General features: G+C 46.7%; 11 protein-coding genes and 4 pseudogenes. 11 read left to right on the forward strand and 4 right to left on the reverse strand.

Annotated features, from left to right (window positions below; all coding sequences use genetic code 11):
- A pseudogene (locus DXH47_RS11875) lies at positions 1 to 105 on the forward strand (IS30 family transposase); the annotation flags it as partial.
- A 28-nt stretch (positions 106 to 133) separates the two neighbouring features.
- On the opposite strand, the pseudogene DXH47_RS07580 reads toward DXH47_RS11875, so the two are convergent.
- Together DXH47_RS07580 and DXH47_RS07585 are read right to left on the reverse strand one after the other, a co-directional pair.
- Positions 134 to 607: pseudogene (locus DXH47_RS07580) on the reverse strand (GtrA family protein); the annotation flags it as partial.
- A 114-nt stretch (positions 608 to 721) separates the two neighbouring features.
- Entirely contained in the window at positions 722 to 1276 is a 555-nt protein-coding gene (locus DXH47_RS07585) for an NADPH-dependent FMN reductase (RefSeq protein ID WP_129032759.1), read from the reverse strand.
- Between the two features lie 75 nt (positions 1277 to 1351).
- On the opposite strand from DXH47_RS07585, the gene DXH47_RS07590 reads away from it, so the two are divergent.
- From DXH47_RS07590 to DXH47_RS07620, 7 genes and pseudogenes are all read left to right on the forward strand, one after another.
- Positions 1352 to 1756 (forward strand): MarR family winged helix-turn-helix transcriptional regulator, encoded by a 405-nt coding sequence (locus DXH47_RS07590; RefSeq protein ID WP_129032760.1) that lies wholly within the window; start codon positions 1352 to 1354, stop codon positions 1754 to 1756.
- A gap of 413 nt (positions 1757 to 2169) precedes the next feature.
- A complete protein-coding gene (locus DXH47_RS07595; protein ID WP_129032761.1) occupies positions 2170 to 3018 on the forward strand; it encodes an aldo/keto reductase in 849 nt (282 codons plus the stop codon).
- A gap of 281 nt (positions 3019 to 3299) precedes the next feature.
- Positions 3300 to 6044 (forward strand): annotated as a pseudogene (locus DXH47_RS07600) (HAD-IC family P-type ATPase).
- Positions 6045 to 6375: 331 nt separating this feature from the next.
- Positions 6376 to 6591: a hypothetical protein gene (locus tag DXH47_RS07605; protein ID WP_129032762.1), complete on the forward strand. Its 216-nt coding sequence runs from the start codon at positions 6376 to 6378 to the stop codon at positions 6589 to 6591.
- A 167-nt stretch (positions 6592 to 6758) separates the two neighbouring features.
- The gene (locus DXH47_RS07610) at positions 6759 to 8348 is read left to right on the forward strand and encodes a type I restriction-modification system subunit M (protein ID WP_129032763.1); all 1590 of its coding nucleotides are present in this window, start codon (positions 6759 to 6761) and stop codon (positions 8346 to 8348) included.
- The gene (locus tag DXH47_RS07615; protein ID WP_129032764.1) at positions 8341 to 8979 is read left to right on the forward strand and encodes a restriction endonuclease subunit S; all 639 of its coding nucleotides are present in this window, start codon (positions 8341 to 8343) and stop codon (positions 8977 to 8979) included. The genes DXH47_RS07610 and DXH47_RS07615 overlap by 8 nt, the downstream gene beginning before the upstream one ends.
- A 63-nt stretch (positions 8980 to 9042) precedes the next feature.
- A pseudogene (locus DXH47_RS07620) lies at positions 9043 to 12043 on the forward strand (type I restriction endonuclease subunit R).
- A gap of 91 nt (positions 12044 to 12134) precedes the next feature.
- On the opposite strand, the gene DXH47_RS07625 reads toward DXH47_RS07620, so the two are convergent.
- On the reverse strand, positions 12135 to 13028 hold the full coding sequence (locus DXH47_RS07625) for a LysR family transcriptional regulator (RefSeq protein ID WP_129032765.1): 894 nt from the start codon (positions 13026 to 13028) through the stop codon (positions 12135 to 12137).
- A gap of 130 nt (positions 13029 to 13158) precedes the next feature.
- Here DXH47_RS07625 and DXH47_RS07630 point away from each other — a divergent pair, with 130 nt between their 5' ends.
- The 3 genes from DXH47_RS07630 (at position 13159) to DXH47_RS07640 (ending at position 17094) form a co-directional block, all read left to right on the forward strand.
- Entirely contained in the window at positions 13159 to 14694 is a 1536-nt protein-coding gene (locus tag DXH47_RS07630; RefSeq protein ID WP_129032766.1) for an FAD-dependent oxidoreductase, read from the forward strand.
- Between the two features lie 179 nt (positions 14695 to 14873).
- On the forward strand, positions 14874 to 16298 hold the full coding sequence (locus tag DXH47_RS07635) for a C69 family dipeptidase (protein ID WP_129032767.1): 1425 nt from the start codon (positions 14874 to 14876) through the stop codon (positions 16296 to 16298).
- Positions 16299 to 16791: 493 nt separating this feature from the next.
- A complete protein-coding gene (locus DXH47_RS07640) occupies positions 16792 to 17094 on the forward strand; it encodes a hypothetical protein (protein ID WP_129032768.1) in 303 nt (100 codons plus the stop codon).
- A gap of 872 nt (positions 17095 to 17966) precedes the next feature.
- Here DXH47_RS07640 and DXH47_RS07645 read toward each other — a convergent pair.
- On the reverse strand, positions 17967 to 18824 hold the full coding sequence (locus DXH47_RS07645) for a helix-turn-helix transcriptional regulator (protein ID WP_129032769.1): 858 nt from the start codon (positions 18822 to 18824) through the stop codon (positions 17967 to 17969).
- Positions 18825 to 18897: the final 73 nt, after the last annotated feature.

The following is an 18897-nucleotide window of genomic DNA, read 5'->3' on the forward strand; positions in this document are numbered from 1 at the left end:
ACGACTGATGAGATCCTAGCAGCACTTGAACTAATTAATCAACGACCATTAAAAATACATCATCAACAGACTGCCATTGAAAGATTCCGGGCTTGTTCGGATTAAACTTGTAATTTGCCTTGAAAATGAACCACTTGGAGAAGAAGTAGTTGCCAACGATGGCTAGCCCGTGACCGATGACCTTGGTGATGGTGGAATGGAAGCTCAACAGCGAGATGACGACGTAAAGAATCAGAGCTTCCAGCACATAGGTGAAGCTCCGGGTGCCGTAAAACTTGCCCATGTCGCGAAACGGGTGGGCGGAACGGTGCTTGAAGACCAGTTTCTTATCGATCCAGAACGAGGCCTGCACACTGCAGACCCAGGCAATCAGGTTAGACAGCTGGTACTCCACGCCAAAGATATTATTGAAGAGGTAGAAGACACCGATGTTGACCACCACACCAAGGGATCCCCAGAGAATGTACCGTTGAATCTCTTTGTGGACTTTTTCTTCAACCGCTTCCATTTGGTCGGAAAATTCGGCTTCCGTTTCGGTGAGTTCGGCCTCATATTCGGACTCGGTAGCGGGATAGTGATTATGTTGCAAAGGGGCTTGATTATCCATAGACGCCGCGAACCTTTCTTAAACGATTTAACGACTTAATTATACCGTTTTCGGGTTACTCTGCAACGGCCACAGGGCTAACTGATTAAGCGGCCAACCCACTTGAGGGCACAATCAATGCAATAAGTGGGTGAATTCCGCGCTGAGTTGGCGCACATCGAATTTATAAGGGGCCAGGGCCTGTTCGGCATCTTTGAACTGGCCGTTGTCGTCTAGTTCGTCAGGCTTGAGGGTGATTTCAAGGTTGTTGGTCAACCAGCGCATCTTTAACCCGCGGAGGACCAGGGATAAGGCTAAGGCCGCTTGAAAGCCGCCGTGACCGCCGTAGCTGACCATGCTGACCGGCTTATGACGCCATTCACTATACAGGCAATCCAATGCGTTTTTGAGTGGTGCGGGGTAGCCCCAATTATATTGGGGGAAGAGGAGGACGTAGCCCTGGTAACCGGTAATGAGATCGTGCCACTTCTTAGTATGCGGCAGCGTATAGTTACCATCGCTTGGCATCGCCGCTTCGTCGAGTAACGGTAGGTCGACCTTGGCCAGGTCAATGAGGTCGACCGCCAAGTCGGCCGTTTGCAGATTGGTCTGCAACCACTGGGCAATACTAGGGCTGATTCGACTAGGTCGGGTCGAGCCAATGATAATCGCAATTTTAGAAACACTCATTTCGATAATCCCTCCAAATCAAAATTAATTGTGATGTTGGTCACATCGTAGCACGTCTCTGCTATAATCACAATTATGGATAATGAAATTTTTGAGGCACTCTTAGAGATTTTATTGGTCGTTCAGCAGCCCAAAGCCGAACGCCAATTGTTGCAAACAACGGGGGACAATCTGGAGCCGGCGGCGTTGCCGGTGATGATCCGGATTGCCCAGTACCCCGGCATCAGTGTCGGGGAGTTGGCGGAACAGGTGGGCCGACACCATTCGTCGGTCAGTCGGCAGGTCGACCGGTTAGTGAAAGCGGGGTGGGTGGTCGAAACGGACCGGTCGGACCGGCGGATTCGGCGATTGGACTTAAGCGAACACGGGCAACGGGTCTGGGTCCGCTTGAAAATGACGCAGGAAAACATTGTGAAACAACGGTTAACAGCCGCTGGGTATACAGCTGCCGACCAGCGGCAATTAGCCGCGACGCTGTAACGGTTGGCTCTCACATTGACCACGCCACCACAGCGACCGCAAAAACGGGAAAACTAGGGACGACAACTAACCCCATTGAATCAAACTGGGATTTAGTCTGATTCAATGGGGTTATGGTATGGGATTGATAATCGGTGATCCATCGGGTAGTTTCCGGGTACCCGCCGGGCAATTATCAAAAAAGCTTTAGTTTGTCGTCTGTTTGTTAAGCAATCTTTACGACAGATTCATCATAACAAAGAAACGGCCTGATTTGGGCGTTCTGGACGATTTGTAATATTACAATTTGACAAATAACCAATTTTAGGGTTGACCGTCATAAATTTTTTGCTGAATTCGTTTCCAAATTAGTTGCCTTCAAGTAGGCTTTAGGGGGTATACTGATTTTAATGACACGAAATGGAGGCTAATTTATGGCAGTTTTAACGGATACATTCAAGTTAGCAAACGGGACGTCCATTCCCCAAGTCGGTTTCGGCACCTGGCAAATTCCCGGTGGGCAAACGGCCTATGACGCGGTCGCAAACGCGTTAAAGACCGGTTACCGGCACATCGATACCGCCAAGGCTTACGCCAATGAATCCAGCGTGGGCAAGGCGATTCGCGATTCCGGTCTCAAACGTGAAGACGTGTTTGTGACCACCAAGTTGCCGGCCGAGACCAAGACCTACGACGGCGCGCTGGCCGACTTTCAGACCACGCTGGACAACCTGGACTTGGGTTATGTGGATTTGTACTTGATCCACGCCCCGTGGCCATGGAACGACATTGGTAAGGATTGTGACGCGCAGAACCTCGAGGTTTGGCGGGCCATGGAAAAAATCTATGCCAGTGGCAAGGCCAAGGCCATCGGAGTCTCAAACTTTAACGTCCACGACTTACAAAACATCATCAGTAACGCGAAGGTACTGCCGATGGTTGACCAGATTCAATACTACGTGGGCTACACGGAACCCAAGATCACGAAGTTTGCCCAGGACCACAATATGTTGGTCGAAGCGTACTCGCCATTAGCCACCGGGGACATGTTGAACAATACCGACATCCAGGAGATGGCCAACAAGTACCACGTTTCGCCGGCGCAACTGGCTTTACGGTTCTGCCTGGAAAACGGTATCTTACCGCTACCAAAGGCGACCCATCAAGCCCACATCGAAGCTAACGCGCAGTTGGACTTCTCCATCGACGCGGCGGACATGGCGACCTTAAATGCCATGGCGGATACGGCCACGAACCATACCCACAATGGCACGCAGGGCTAAGGTTAACGCCAAACGCCTCAGCATAACCGAATAAGCGAGTTACAGGACGGGCCGTCGCATGAGACGTGCTCGTCCTGTTTCAGTTCATTTAGCGGATACGACCGTCAATAATGTGAAGCTTTTAAGACTTTTGGGGTGAAATCGTGCAACGGGTAAATAAACCTGATAGAATAGATTTACCAAAACTAGCTAAGGGGGTGGCCGTCTTGTACCACGGTTACGAGACTTTTCGCGTACCAGATCGTTAATTTAATCGAGCTTTGAAAGGATGATTTTAATCTATGGCAGAACAGCCGAAAGTAAGTAGTACCCCAATCTCTGAAACTACCGACCCTGGACCGGAGCAGCCGCTTTGGCAACGGAGCACGGCGCAACTGCAGGCGGACTATCACACCGATACCGCCACTGGGTTGAGCCCCGCCGTTGCTAAGAAGCGGCTGGCCGAAAATGGGCCCAACGAGTTGACGGCGAAACCGCAATCCAATCTCTTGCGGTTCTTAAAGCAGTTCAACAACAGTATCATTTATATCCTGGCCGCGGCGGCCATCATGACTTTTCTGATGCACCATTACTCCGACTCGATCGTTATTGGGTTAGTGATTGTCGCTAACGCCTTTATTGGCTTTTTCCAGGAACGTTCCGCGGATAACGCGCTGGCGAGAATCAAGGCGTTACTGGTCTCGGAAGCCGTGGTCATCCGTGACGGACAGAAACTGACGTTACCGTCTCGCGAAGTCGTGGTCGGGGATATCGTCCAACTGGAAGCCGGGGATACCGTTCCCGCTGACTTGCGGTTGATTGATGCGGATAATTTGAAGATTCAAGAATCCGCGCTGACCGGGGAGACCGATTCCGTCTTAAAGGAAGAGGACCCGATTGCCGCGGCCGACCTGCCACTGGCGGAACGGCGCAACCAAGCGTTTGCGTCGACGGCTGTCACCAACGGGTCGGGCCGGGGCATCGTCACGGTCACTGGGACGCAGACCGAGATTGGGACCACCCAGCAACACGTCGCCAAGGTGAAGGCCCAGACCACGCCATTGATGCAGAACTTAAACCGCTTAGGCTTGGGGCTGTCGGTCGCCATCTTGATTGTGGCGGTTCTGCTGTTTATTTTGGGGATGATCACCCACGTCTACAGCCTGCCAACGTTACTGATCGCCGTCATCACCATGGTCGTGGGCTCGATGCCCGAAGGCTTGCCGGCTAGTACCTCGGTGGTCCTGGCCATGGGGACCCAGCAGATGACCAAGCAAAACGTCATCGTGAAGACCTTACCGGCCGTCGAGACTTTAGGGGCCGTCGACATCATCAACACCGATAAGACCGGGACGCTGACCAAAAACGAAATGACTGTGACCGACGTCTTGACCCCTAACGCCACTTACACGGTGACCGGGGTCGGCTACGACGCGGCCGGTGAACTGGAAGACCAGTCCGGTCAGGCCGTTGCTTGGCAAGAGGACAGCGACCTCGAATGGTTGGTCCAAATCGCCGGGCAGACTTCCGACGCCGAATTCCACGAGGAAGACGGCCAGTGGGTTCTGACTGGGGAACCGACCGACGGGGCGCTAACCTCGCTGTACCACAAGCTGACCCAGCAAGACCCGGCCCCCCACGAAATCGACTCGCAACCCTTTGACTCGGCCGTGCGGTACTCCGCGCGGTTGGTGGACCACAAGGGCAAACGGTGGTTACTGGTCAAGGGGGCCCCGCAAACGCTGATTCGCTTGATGCAAGAGCAGGGTCAGACCGTCGATACCGCCGCTTGGCAGAAGCGTTTGTCGCAATTGACGCGCCAAGGTAAGCGGGTGGTGGCCTTAGGGTACCAGCCGGTGGCCGCTGACGTTGACGATATCGACCAACTGGTAGTCGGCCAGGACTTACACTTGACCGGGATGACTGGAATCATCGACCCGCCGCGTCCTGGTGTCGCCGACGACGTGCGCCAACTGCGTTACGCCGGCATCAAGGTCAAGATGATTACCGGGGACGACCCGGAAACGGCCGCGGCAATCGCCGAACAGTTGAACTTGGCGGAACGGGCCAAGGCCATTACCGGCCCTGAACTGAACCAGTTGAGTGATGATGAGTTGGTCAAGACCATTGACCAATACACCGTCTTTGCGCGGACCACGCCGGCGGATAAGCTTCGGATCGTGCGGGCCCAACAGAAGCGCGGGCACATCGTGTCAATGACCGGTGACGGGGTCAACGATGCCCCGGCCTTGAAGCAAGCCAATATTGGGGTCGCCATGGGGATTCGGGGGACCGACGTCGCCAAGGACTCCGCCGACATGGTCTTAGCCGATGACGACTTTACCTCGTTACTGGGCGCGGTCCGCGAAGGCCGCCACGTCTTCGATAATATCCGCAAGACCATTCGTTTCTTACTGCCGACGAGTTTTGCCGAAGGGTTGATCGTGGTCTTGAGTATCTTGATGGACCAAACCTTACCATTGTTCCCGACGCAACTGTTGTAGATCAACATGGTCTCGGCGTTGACTATCCAGTTCGCGTTTATCTTCGAACCCGCCGAAAGTGGCATCATGAAGCGGGGGCCGCGGGACGTCACCAAGGGCATCCTCGGGAAGTACGACGTGTTCGAAGTCGTTTACGTCTCGCTGCTGATTTCCGGGTTGGGGATGTTCTTCTACGACATGTTGACCAACCAGGGCTTGTCGGCCGTGGTCGGCAGTACCATGACGCTGAACGTGATTATTTTCGGGAAGATTTTCTACCTGTTCAACCTGCAAAACGACCATCCGGTGTTATCAAAGTACCTGTTTAGAAATAAAATGAGTTTCATTATCGTGGGGATCCTGCTGGCGTTACAAGCCATGATTATTTACTGGCCCGCCATGTAAGGCGTCTTCCACACCACCAGCGCCAACTTTACCTACGGCTGGGGGATTCCGATTATCGCGGGGATTGTGGTCCTCGTGGTGACTGAAATTGCCAAAGCCTTACGGCACCGTTGGGAACGGCTGGTGCAAGCTAAAGAAAAACGCGTCTCGACGGACTAAGTTAACGCCCGTCGTCACGGTTCAATGAGTCCAGAAAAAGGGGGTCCGGACGTGAGTGTCCGGACTGCCCTTTTTTGGTTATTTGGATAAAATTTAAGGCGGGACCAGTGAAATGGGGGGCACTGGCTCAAGGCTAGGGGTAGCGCCGCCCCCAGACTTAAAATGGTCGCGGTTCCACGATTCGCGGCGATAGCTTTAAGTTGTATTTAACGTTAAAGGGCGTATGATATGGGTACAATCGTTTGGCTTACAAATTATTAGTGAGTTAATAAATTGTAAACAATTGATTGGCCTGATGATTAAATCTTTGTCGGTCATGACCGGCAATCACGTGAAAGGAAGACCCCCTATTAGTACCGAAGATATTAAAACCTGGACCGCACAGGAACTGACGCGTCGTGGTCGCGATGCCAGCAAGTGGCAACTATTTGCCACTTCCGCCGAAAAAGACGTGTTCTTATTCCGCAATGTGACTAAGAATGAACAGATTACGGTGTACCAACATGCCGATGGCCAACGGGTCATGGGGCATGTCTGGGGCTCTTAAGACCAGCTAAATACGCATGACGACCGGACCACCGTGAGATTGGTGGGCGGTCGTTTTTTGTTTTGGATTGAAAATTGAACTGGTTTGTCAAAGAATTAGGGAAAACGGTATAATTATGGTTAAAATAGTGATATGAATCAAAATTGAATATGAATAGGGGAAAGATTATGGCACTAACAGCTGAAAAAGAAGCGTTGATTTGGAAAACGTTAAATGACACGCGGGGAAAGATTTCGCCCTCTCAATATCAAAACTACATATTTGGTGTAATGTTTTATAAGTTTTTGTCAGAAAAGGCTCAACGATGGCTTGATGGCGTTTTAAAGGGAGAGACCTGGGCTAACGTTTGGAATCAAAATTCTGAGAAAGCCGCTGAATTTATGCAACGTAACTTAGGATATGTGATTCAACCAGGTGACATGTTTACCGATTGGCAGCGTGCCATCAACGAGGATAAGTTTAATATTATGATGGTTGCGGATGCTTTGACTCGATTTGACCAAGGCATTAGCCCGGACGCTAAGGATGATTTTGCCGGTATTTTTGCGGATATGGATCTATCCTCATCGCGTTTGGGTGTCAACGCACAAACACGAACAGCAACAATGATCGACTGGATTAATTTGATGGACCAGATTGAATTGGACGAAAATACGGATGTTTTAGGAGATTTGTATGAATATCTAATTGGGATGTTTGCGGCCAATTCGGGTGCTAAAGCAGGAGAATTTTATACGCCACATCAAGTGTCAGACGTGATGGCCCGGATTTTAACGGCTGGTCGCCAAGATATGGCAGAGTATAGTCTTTATGATCCAACACTAGGTTCAGGATCTTTGCTGTTGACGACGGCATCTTACATGCAGGAGGCTGGTGTTCGAGGAGCTATCAAGTACTATGGTCAAGAACTAAATACCACCACGTATAACTTAGCGCGGATGAACCTCATGATGCACGGCGTCGATTATAACGATATTAGCTTTCGAAATGCAGATACACTAGATGGTGATTGGCCAGATGGTGTGGTTGATGGCCAGGATAACCCACGCATGTTTGACGCGGTGATGGCCAACCCGCCGTATTCTCAACATTGGGATAATACTAATCGAGAAGATGATCCACGGTTTAAGGCGGGAATCGCACCAAAGACGAAAGCGGATTATGCCTTTTTTCAACATAGTTTATATCATTTGAAATCAAACGGTTGGATGGCTATTGTGTTACCACATGGGGTATTGTTCCGCGGAGCTGCTGAGGCACGAATTCGTCAGGAGCTACTTAAAAACCACAATATTGTAACAGTTATTGGTTTACCGGAGAAAATTTTCACCAATACTGGCATTCCAACGGTCATCATAGTATTAGAAAAGAACCGAAAGGCAGACGACGTCCTCTTTATTGATGCGTCTAAGGGCTTCGAAAAACAGAAGAACAGTAACCAATTACGGCAGGTCGATATTGATAAAATTGTCCAAACCTATTTGAACCGGACGGACGTTGAGAAATATGCGCATGTGGCGTCCCTGGCTGAAATTCAGGAAAATGATTATAACTTAAACATTCCACGTTACGTGGATACGTTTGAGGAAGAACCTCCCGTGGATACCGCAAAATTAGTGGCTGATGTGAAAGCAATATCTGTTGAGGAGACGCAGCTGAAAGCCAACCTAAAAGATATGATGGCTGATTTAGTCGTGACTAATCCTAAGGATCAGCAAATTTTAGATGACTTAAAGGAAGTCTTAGATTATGAGTAATGTTCGGAAACAGCTACCAACAGAACCAGAAATTCGCTTTAAAGGTTATACGGACGCTTGGGAACAGCGTAAGCTTGGAGAACTTGGGAAAGTACGTTCAGGAATTGGTTTCCCAGCTTCCGAACAGGGCGGAAAAGAAGGAATACCTTTTTATAAGGTTTCAGATATGACTACTCCAGGTAATGAACAGGAAATGATCAGTGCAAATAATTATGTTACAACTAATCAGATTTCTCGAAAGAAATGGAAACCAATTGAAGATGTTCCTGCAATCTTTTTTGCAAAAGTAGGAGCTGCCGTTTTGTTGAATCGAAAAAGGTTATGCCGAGTACCATTCCTTTTAGATAATAATACTATGGCTTACTCTATGGATAAAAACGTTCTAGATACTCGTTTTACAAAAGCATTATTTGAGACAATAAACTTGGCTTCACTTGTTCAAATCGGAGCGTTACCTTCATATAATGCCCGTGATATTGAGAAGATAAAAATTTTGCTTCCGAATATAAATGAACAACGAAATGTTGGTATTCTTTTTCAGCGACTTGACAACCTTATCGCTTCCAATCAACGAAAAGTCGAAGCTCTAAAAAAGATGAAGCAAGCGTTATTACAAAAAATGTTTATTTAGAAGCTTACCTGGGGAGTTATTCTCCAGATACATAGCATAACGGCGTGAAAGGAGTCAAAGAGGATGGCAGAAAATAAATTTGAAGATGCCGTGATTGCGAAGCTCAAAACGGAGGGTTGGACTTATCGTGATGATTTGTCCGGCGTAAGCACACAAGCTTTATATGAACATTGGCGGCATATTTTAAATCAGAATAATGTCCGTAAACTGGATAATGTACCATTATCCGATACTGAATTTGAGAATTTGAAACTTGAATTAAATAAAAATAAGACACCCTATGATGCTCAGTTACTCCTGGCTGGATCAGGTGGTGTAGGAACACTTCCGTTGACTCGTGATGATGGGACTCGACTAGAGATTGAAATTTTTTATGGTGACGAAGTTGCAGGTGGGCAGTCCCGTTACGAGGTGGTGAATCAAGTAACCTTTAACGATTTACCTTTTACGTTAAGTCAAAAACGGCGAATTGACATTATGCTACTAATTAATGGGTTACCAGTCGCCCACATTGAAGAAAAGGATGAATCGTTACAAAATCAATGGAATGCCTTTGAACAATTGCAAAAGTACGATAGTGATGGGATGTATACCGGATTGTTCTCGTTTGTGCAGGTTCAATTTATCCTGTCGCAACATTCGGCCCATTATTTTGCTCGGCCAAGGAACGCCGAGGCGTACAATAAAGATTTTGTCTTTGGTTGGCGAGATGCCAACGGTAAGGACGTCACAGACACTATGACGTTTATTCACCAGGTAATGGGCATTCCGGCGTTACACCGCTTGGTTACCGTTAATATGATTCCCGATGCCTCTAATGATAATTTGATGGTGATGCGGTCCTACCAGATTCAGGCCACCCGCGCTATTATGGATCGGATGCGAACCATGGAAGCCAATCACTTCGTTGAGAAGGAGGGGGGATACATCTGGCACACCACTGGTTCTGGGAAAACTGTCACAGCATTTAAAGTTGCACAATTATTGGCAGCGATGCCCCGGGTTCGTAATGTCCTATTCATTGTGGATCGGGTCGACTTAGTAAATCAGACCTATGAGAACTTTAAGTCGTATGCCTACAAAACTTTTGAAAATCGGATCCAAGTTGTAAAAGGGTACATGCTACGGAAACGATTGGCGCAAAAATCAGCACCCTCGCATATCTATTTAATTACGGTTCAAGGCCTGGACAAAGCTGTTAAACGGGGACTATCCTCAACAGAACGCAACGTTATTTTAATGGACGAAGCTCATCGGTCGGCAAGTGGAGATGCAATCGAACGGATTAAAAAGAACTTTCCACAAACGACTTGGTTTGGTTTTACTGGGACCCCTAACTTTTATAGCAATGAAGCTAATGAAGTTAAGACTTCCCGCGATATTTCGACATATGATATTTTTGGTCAGCGGCTTCATCGTTATACGATTAAGGACGCTATCGGGGATGGTAACGTCCTGGGGTTTGACGTCAGCTACTATACCCCGGATATTGAAGCTGCAGAAAAGACAAAACTTACCGAAGAAGAGCTGGAAAAGGAAGTCTATAGTTCTTTGCCATACCGGAAAGCGGTCGTAGAAGATATTCTTAAACATTGGCCGGAAAATCATTCGGGGCCCATTCGGATGGGAGTTCGCCGGCCTAATCAATTTCACGGATTATTTGCGGTGTCGGGGAAGCAGGCCGTGGTGGCTTATTACCAATTATTTAAACAATTGGCCCCACAGTTACGGGTAGCGATGACTTATTCGCGTGATGAGACCAATGGTGAGGGATCATCTGATTTACAAGCGGCCTTAAAACAGGGCATGCTTGACTATGCAACTCGATTTCAAACACGTAACTTTTTGGATGACAAGCACGCCGAACAAAATTATCTAAATGATATCACCAAGCGTTTAGCTCACAAGAAGCCGTACAACCAAAAGCTCACGGACAAACAAGAGGCGGCCCACCCGCAACGATTAGATTTAGTCATTGTTTCCGATCAACTGTTAACTGGATTTGATTCGAAATATGTGAACATTATCTATATGGATAAGATTCTTAAAGAAGGGCTCCTAATTCAGGCAATGTCACGGACCAATCGAACAATTGATAAGGATGCTAAGCCTCACGGAAAAGTTCGCTTTTTCCGTAAAGGTGATGTCATGAAAGATAACGTTAAGGAAGCTTTAGTTATTTACACTAAGGATGGTAATGACACAGCAGCTGATACTGGCAAGCCACCAAAAGATACTGATCAACAGGATCTGGAGGATGCGGATATTTTGGCACCTAAGTTTGCTACTCAGGTCGAAGCACTTCAACCTAAACTGGAACGATTAAAGGCCATTGCCGGAGAAGACTTTAGCCAAACACCGCGATCGGAAGACGCGCAACAAGAATTTGCGGTACTGGCAGCAGAAGTCAATCAAAAGATTCAACGGTTAGTCCAACAAGGCTATCAATTTGGTGCTGCGGTTGATGTGGTAGATAAACAAGGGCAACCGACGGGGAGTAAGCTTACGTTAAATATTACCGATGAATCGGAATTTAGCGCCCTCCAGGCCCGGTTGAATGATGTCAATGAGTTGCTGCCACCGGACAAGCAGGTCGATTTGACGAATGTTAAAATTGCCATTGACTTGTATAACCACGAAATCATTGACTATGATAAATTAGTAGAACTAATACATGGATGAAATTACGGCGGAAAAGCATGCGGCCGTGGAAAAGCACATTGCGCCATTAGATGATGCTAATCGGGCTGAAATTGAAGCTGTTTTGGATGGAATTAAAAATGGGCAGTATACGAAACATTTCGACACTTTAATGTTGCAAGAAGTACGACAGATGATTCGGACGGAACAAAAAGAATTAAAGCTCCGGCGCTGGTCGGCAGATCATGGCTCTAATGGAAATGATATCTATCAAGCTTATGAGGTATATTTGCCAGGAGTCGATTTAAATGACAATCCGAAGTTAAAGGCTAAGATTATTGGAATTGAACAGGACCAGAATTTGGGCTTCTTTGAAACGGCGGATTTTGAAGATGAATTGCTCGGATTCTTTAGCAAACTCTAAACTAACAGAATAAGATACCAGAAGAGCTAACTCAAAGTAGGTTCCGTAAATGGGACGATTTTGGGTTAGCTTTTTAGTAGATATCTGATTATTAATAACTAAAAGCCTTGCAAGTAGCTAGCCACTTCGTAAAATCAACTGTCGCTTTTGAAGTGGGATGTGACAAAATTCCGACACCATAGATCAGTTGAATAGGGTAGTCAATGGGAATAGTATTAAAGAACTGATGGCTTGAAAAGCTGATAAAGTCGGGCATCACGGTGATACCGAGACCAGCTTCAACCATGGTATTCGCAACTGAAACATTATCTACAAGAGTGGCTTTGAGATTGGTGTTATACGTCTGCAATAAACGCTGGAATTTAAGTTGTTCCGGCGGGCACCAATTATCATTTAATAGAATTAGATTCTGGTGGTTGAAATCCGAAAACTTTAATTTCTTTTGTTGGCTTAGTGGATTTTCGTTAGGGACTAGTGCGCAAAAATAGCCACTAGCTAATTGGGAAAATTCAATTTGTGGGGTGTCGTCTAAATCATCTTTGGTTGTAAAAATCAAATCACATTCTTCGTTAAGTAAATGTTGTTTTAACTGGTTATGGCTAAAATACTCCAGATAGAATTTAATCATTGGATGTTGCTTTCGATAATCTTTAATGATGAGCGGTAATGTATGAGCTTCAAAACTAGTTCCGGTAGTCCCAATCGTCAAGGTGCTTTTTTCTCGTTGATAAACATCGCGACTGTCGCAGACAGCTTTGTCGAAACTACTTAGAATGGTTAAAACTCGCTGGTAAAATAATGTGCCACTCTTTGTTAAGCGAACTTGGCGCTTGGTACGTTTGAACAGTGAAAAGCCTAGCTCGTTTTCAATGGACTTAATGGCTTGGGAAACCGCTGATTGAGAGAGATTCAACGTCTTAGCGGTTAAAGAAAAGTTCAAAGTTTCTGCTAGATTAATAAAAATTTTTAAATGATCAATGTTCATTTGAGCCCCCCATTTAGTAATCAGTTTTGCTTATAAGCGACCACATTTTTGCGTTTCACAGGAATTAGTATTTGTGATAATTTTAACTATGTAAGCGATACCAATGCTTTAAAGACATAGAGGCTTTGAAATGTTAAAATTGCAAAATGTTGATCATTACCAATTTAAGGACAGCGATGTCCAGAAGACGATTGATACAGAAGTACTAGTTGTTGGTGCTGGCAACGCTGGGATGATGGCTGCTGCGGCCGCTGCCGAAAAGGGGACAAAAGTAACAGTCGTTGAAAAGGAAGATAGTATTAATTTACTACGACTCGGTATTGGTGGTGTTGGAACAAATGCTCAAAAGCGGGCCGGTCTCACTATTAATAAATATGATTTAGTAGAATACTTAGCGGCATTTGCACAACACAACGTTGATGAAGGCTTGATTTACCACTGGGCAAACCATAGTGCCGAGGCTGTTAATTGGGTTGAAGATAATATTCTGAAGCCCCATGGTGCTCACTTACGGTCTGAACCAGATGCCATGGTTACAAGCTCAGCTTATGAAGGCTTTCCAACTGAAAATGACCCTACTACTGATGATAAAACGTTTGCGTCTTATGGTAAATGGTTCCAAGAAAAAGTTGAAGATATGGGCGTTAAACTTCAATTTAAGACGGCATTGGTTAAACTATTAACAACGGAAGACCAAGTCACCGGTGCTATCGTCAAAGATTTAAAGAATGATGAATTCATTCAAATCAATGCTTCTAAAGGTGTCATTCTTTGCACGGGTGGTTATTCAGCCAACAAAGATTTGTTGAAACAATGGAATCCGGTTGCTTTGAAGAAAAATGTTTATAATGACAGTCCACGCAATAATGGTGCTGGAATTACCTCGGCGCTGAACGTTGGTGCGATTAAAGATGAGGAACCTGCTGAATGTATCTTTGATCGGGGATTGGTTCCCGTGGGGACAAAGACCGGTGATATGTATGTTCAAACGGCAACTTACAAAGATTGGCTTTGGTTAGCTAGTCACCCGCTATTAAAACTCAATATGCGTGGAGAACGGTTTGCGAACGAATCCATCCCTTACCAATTTATTGTGAATGCTGCCAGCAAGCAACCCGGCTACCTTTACAGTATGATTTGGGATGACAACTTTTCCGAGTACGCTAAGCAGTTCCACATGTTAGGGTGCGCTCGAGTGGGCTTCCCTGGTTATATGGCCAGTGCACAAAAACTACGCGAAGATACACAACAGTATGTAGATAAAGGACTAGTTGTTAAGGCTGATTCCATCGAAGAATTAGCAGAAAAGTTGCACCTTCCTGTAAAAACTGTTAAGCAATCGGTAAAGCGGAACAATGAACTTGTCGTTGATAATATTGATAAGGACTTTGGAAAAGAAGCCTTTCGGTTAACGCCGATTAATAAGAAACCTTATTATGGGTGTATCTTAGGTGGCAGAATCTTATGCACGTTTGATGGGTTACGCGTTAACAAGAAAATGGAAGTTGTTAACGACCAGTTTGACCCTATCCAACATCTCTACGCAGCTGGAAACGATAGTGGTGGTTTCTTCTTTGGGAGCTACCCAGATCGGGTTCCTGGTCTAGCAGCTAGCCATGCCCAGACCTTTGGCAGATTAGCTGGTCAACAGGCTGCCGAAAACTAAGTAACGTTGGCTGAATTTAATGATTGAGGATAATGATTCCAGTAGAGAATTGCAAACCAATTCTTTACTGGAATCATTATTTTTGTGATGAAATTGAGATGAACGGTTGAACTTTCGTCAACTCACTGGTCAGGACCGTCCCGGACTCCTATACTATTAAACAAAGGGGGCGGAACATTTTGACTACTAAGAGTTCCGATTGTACCGAGATTTTAGTCGGTAAAGCCGCCAGTATGGACGGTTCCACGATTGTCGCCCGCAACGAAGATGGTTACGGTCCGGTCAATCCCATTAAGTTTGTCGTGCATCCAGCGAAGGACCAATCCAACGCTACGTTTACTTCCATCACCACGGGGGTCACGGTCCCACTGCCCGCGCACGCGTTTCGCTATACCGGAACGCCCCAAGTGGACCAGAGTGACGGCCAGTACGAAGAGGCCGGCATCAATTCGTTCAACGTGGGGATGAGCGCCACGGAGACTACCGCGACCAACGCGCGGGTCTTGGGCTATGACCCATTAGTGAACGATGGCATCAATGAAGAGGCCATGGTCACCTTAGTTTTACCGTACATCAAGACCGCTAAGGAGGGGGCCCAACGCTTAGGCGCCCTGCTGGAGAAGTACGGGACCGGCGAAAGTAACAGCATCGCCTTCAATGATCAAAACGAGATTTGGTACTTAGAAACGGCTGGGGGCCATCACTGGGCTGCCATGCGTCTGCCGGATGACTGTTACGCCATTGCGCCCAACCAGACGTTGATGCAGGAAATCGATTTGACTGATGACGCCAACTTTTTGGTGGCCAGTGATTTGGCCCAGTTTGTGGCCCAACACCACTTGAACCCGCGGCCCGGTCACTTTAATTTCCGGGAGATCTTTGGCACGCATAGTGAAGCCGACGCCTACTACAACACGCCACGGACTTGGTACGGCCAAAAGTTGTTCAACCCTGAAATCGAGCAGGAACCCACGAGTCAAGACATGCCGTTTACGCGCAAGCCCGCTAAAAAGCTGGCCATCGAAGACGTGCAGTTCTTCTTGTCGTCGCACTACAACGGGACCGTGTACGACCCATTTGGCACCTACGCGTCCGGCACGGTTGACCAGCGACGTCGCTACCGGCCGATTTCGATGGACCGCAACCAATGCTCATCCATCTTGCAGATTCGAAACGACGTCGACGCGGATCACGCGGCCATCCAGTGGGTCGCCATGGGCTTCTTTGCCTACAGTCCTTACGTGCCGTTCTTCACCAACATCACCGACACCCCGGTCGACTACAAGAACACGACCACCACGGTGGCCACCGACAACGTGTACTGGTTAGAAAAGACGTTGTCCGTAATTATCGAACCGCACTTCCACGACTACGTGGCGACTGTCAACGCCTACCGTGACGCCTGCCAGTCCTACGCCCGTCAACGGGTCGAAGCTACGGATCAAGCGAGCCAGGACGCTAGCGATATGCCGGCCTTCTTGACTCAGAGTAACGCGCAGACCGCCGGGGAGATTTCGAAGCGGACCCACGCGCTCTTCGACCAACTGGTCAAGCAGGGCTTGAACCTGTCACTGACCGCTTGGGAAAAGGGGCAAAACCTGTAAGTGATGAGTTGAAATAAAATACTAAACGACCGGTCAAGTCCTCCGGATGGAGGATTTGGCCGGTCGTTTTGAGGCCCTTAGTGACTGAAGAACTCAGCTAAGATGCGTAGTGATTTAATAGATTTAGGAGATGAATCGTCTGACGGCTACCATCAGCCTAAGGATTCCTTCACATAGAAGGAATCCATTGCTAACTAAACAACATTTGAATTTAATAGTTAAAAGGTATACACATTACTAAGATAATGGTACACTTAAAATCATGTCATAGGTCAAGGGAAATGATTATACAATTATTTTAGCGGGATTTATGACGAGAAAAGATAGAATTATTAGTTTTGCTCAGTTTTATTAATATTGCCACTATTCGCTCCAGTAGGGGGCTTATGCGGCGGCAACATCTGCTAATGTGTCTCATTTCAAAGCTGGAAGAATTTTTCACGTTAGGAAATATAAAAGCTGGTCCTATCAAACTAAGGGGGGCGTGATTTAAATGCAATCTAACTCGCGTTGGACGGTAGCTTTGGCTAGTCAATATGGGTCATCAACAATGAAAAAGATTCCATACGTTATGATAATTGTATTGTTAATCGGCATTGCCTTTATTGTGGCAGATCGTGCATCTTGGGAATTTAGCCTAATTGGGTTGGACTTTTTTATGTTTGCAGATTATTTATCAGTTAAATTAGCACAAAAAAGTATCAATTTTATCTTTAGTATCTTGTTAGGGGTCATCGTTTCTTTCATAGTATTTGGGCTAACTACCTTAGCTTTGGGGTTGTTATTTAAATGGTGATGGCAATAATATGAACATCAGACTACGCAACTATCTGATATGTTATGTGACGGTAGGGATCATGGCAGTTGTTTTGCCTCTCCTTTGGCCAGCAACTTTTAGATTCGACTGGGCAAGCTTAAAGCGGAAGTTTATTGGATTGTTGGTTGCCATCGTGGTTATTGAGTTTGTTGAATACATAGCACCCGAGAGAAAATAACTTATTTATAATCGATGCGGCCTTTAATCTGAGGTCTATGATATTTTGTGTTGATGGCTAAAATTCATTGACGCTATTTTGAGTTGTGAGATGACCAAGGGACAACACTTAGTTTCAAGAAATCAACGATGTCCTGGGATTATCAACTGAGATTTTCACGATGATGGCGCGAACGTCAACGGCTACGCTTGGCAGCTAATCAAAATTACGGCTGGCTTAGAGCAATCAGAGCCCTAATAATCTACCGGTCGTTTTGAGGCCCTTAGTGGCTGAGGGGCAAACGTTGTTGACTTGCTTTACTGAGTGGCCCGGCCAAGGTGACGGGGTCCAATCAGGTAGACTACAGACAAGGTGGGCGGCGGTTTGACCGGCGCCCACCGTCAACAAATTTAGTAGACGGGTCGTCCGGCGGCTACCATCATCCTAAGGATTCCCTCTATATGAGGCGTTGAGCGGGTCTTCGCTTGGGAGCGGGGACCTTTTTTTATAACGAAACTTGTGGGTCGTTATGGTTGATGGAATCCCCGGGATTTGAACTAAGCGCAACTAACGGCCTTTTGGCACACGTTTCGGTACCATATACGGATACTGAAATAATTTAAAAAGGGCACCACCTGCAAATGGATCTTTCAGTTAAAGGCGGTGCACTTTAGCATTTTATTTCAAACTAGTTTTAGGATAGTGGCGTTTTTCGTTGGTGAGTTTGTTTATATTTACCAGGCGACTGGCCGACGTGTTGTTTAAACGTGCGGATAAAACTACTGTAATTCCTAAACCCACAGTGGACGCTGGTCTCGCCAACACTTTCACCGCCCCCGAGTAGCTGCTTGGCTAGCTCGATGCGTTTTTCGATGACGTAGGTGTGGATAGAGATGTTCATCTGGCTCTTGAAGTACTTGTCAATATAATTGGGGTTTAAATAAAAGTGATGACTTAGAGCCGATAATCGTAAATCCCCCGCGATATTTTCGGCAATGTATTGCATGATTTTTGAAAAGAGTTGAGGCATTTGGTTTTCCCGGTGTTGTGGGACCGGCGCCACTTGGTTACCGAGCAGTAGAATTTCGGTCAGGAGGATACGTTGATAAATATCGGCCGCATCGTGTTGTTGGTCGATAACGTCAACGAGGTTATCGCAGAGTGATGTGAACCGCGTACTTTCTTGTTCATTCAACGCCATAGTACCAACTTCTTGATGCCGAGCACGGTCAAAACACTTCAATAAATTAGTACGGGTAGTCGATAATTGGTGAATTAGGTTAAGCTCGATATTGATGTACACACGTTCGTAAGGTGTGTCGTCGTGGGTCAAGATACAATGCCACACGCCATTTGGAACCAAGACGAGTGTTCGTGGTAGGAGCAAGAAGGCCTGTTTCTCCGTGTAAAAACTCGCATTGCCGGAAAGCAATAGCAACATTTCAATGTGGTGAGGATGAACGTGCAGCGGACTATTATGGTGCCGGCTAGTGACGTGATTACAGAAGACGGGCATGGGGATGGTCCCGTCAATCGATAGATTATCAATCAAAAAATTACCCCCTTTTTTGTAAGGTTTAATAGCATAAATGCAAGGAATACGTCAAGTTAAGCGCTTACAATAT

Source organism: Levilactobacillus suantsaii (assembly GCF_004115745.1).
In the GTDB taxonomy this organism is placed as follows: domain Bacteria; phylum Bacillota; class Bacilli; order Lactobacillales; family Lactobacillaceae; genus Levilactobacillus; species Levilactobacillus suantsaii.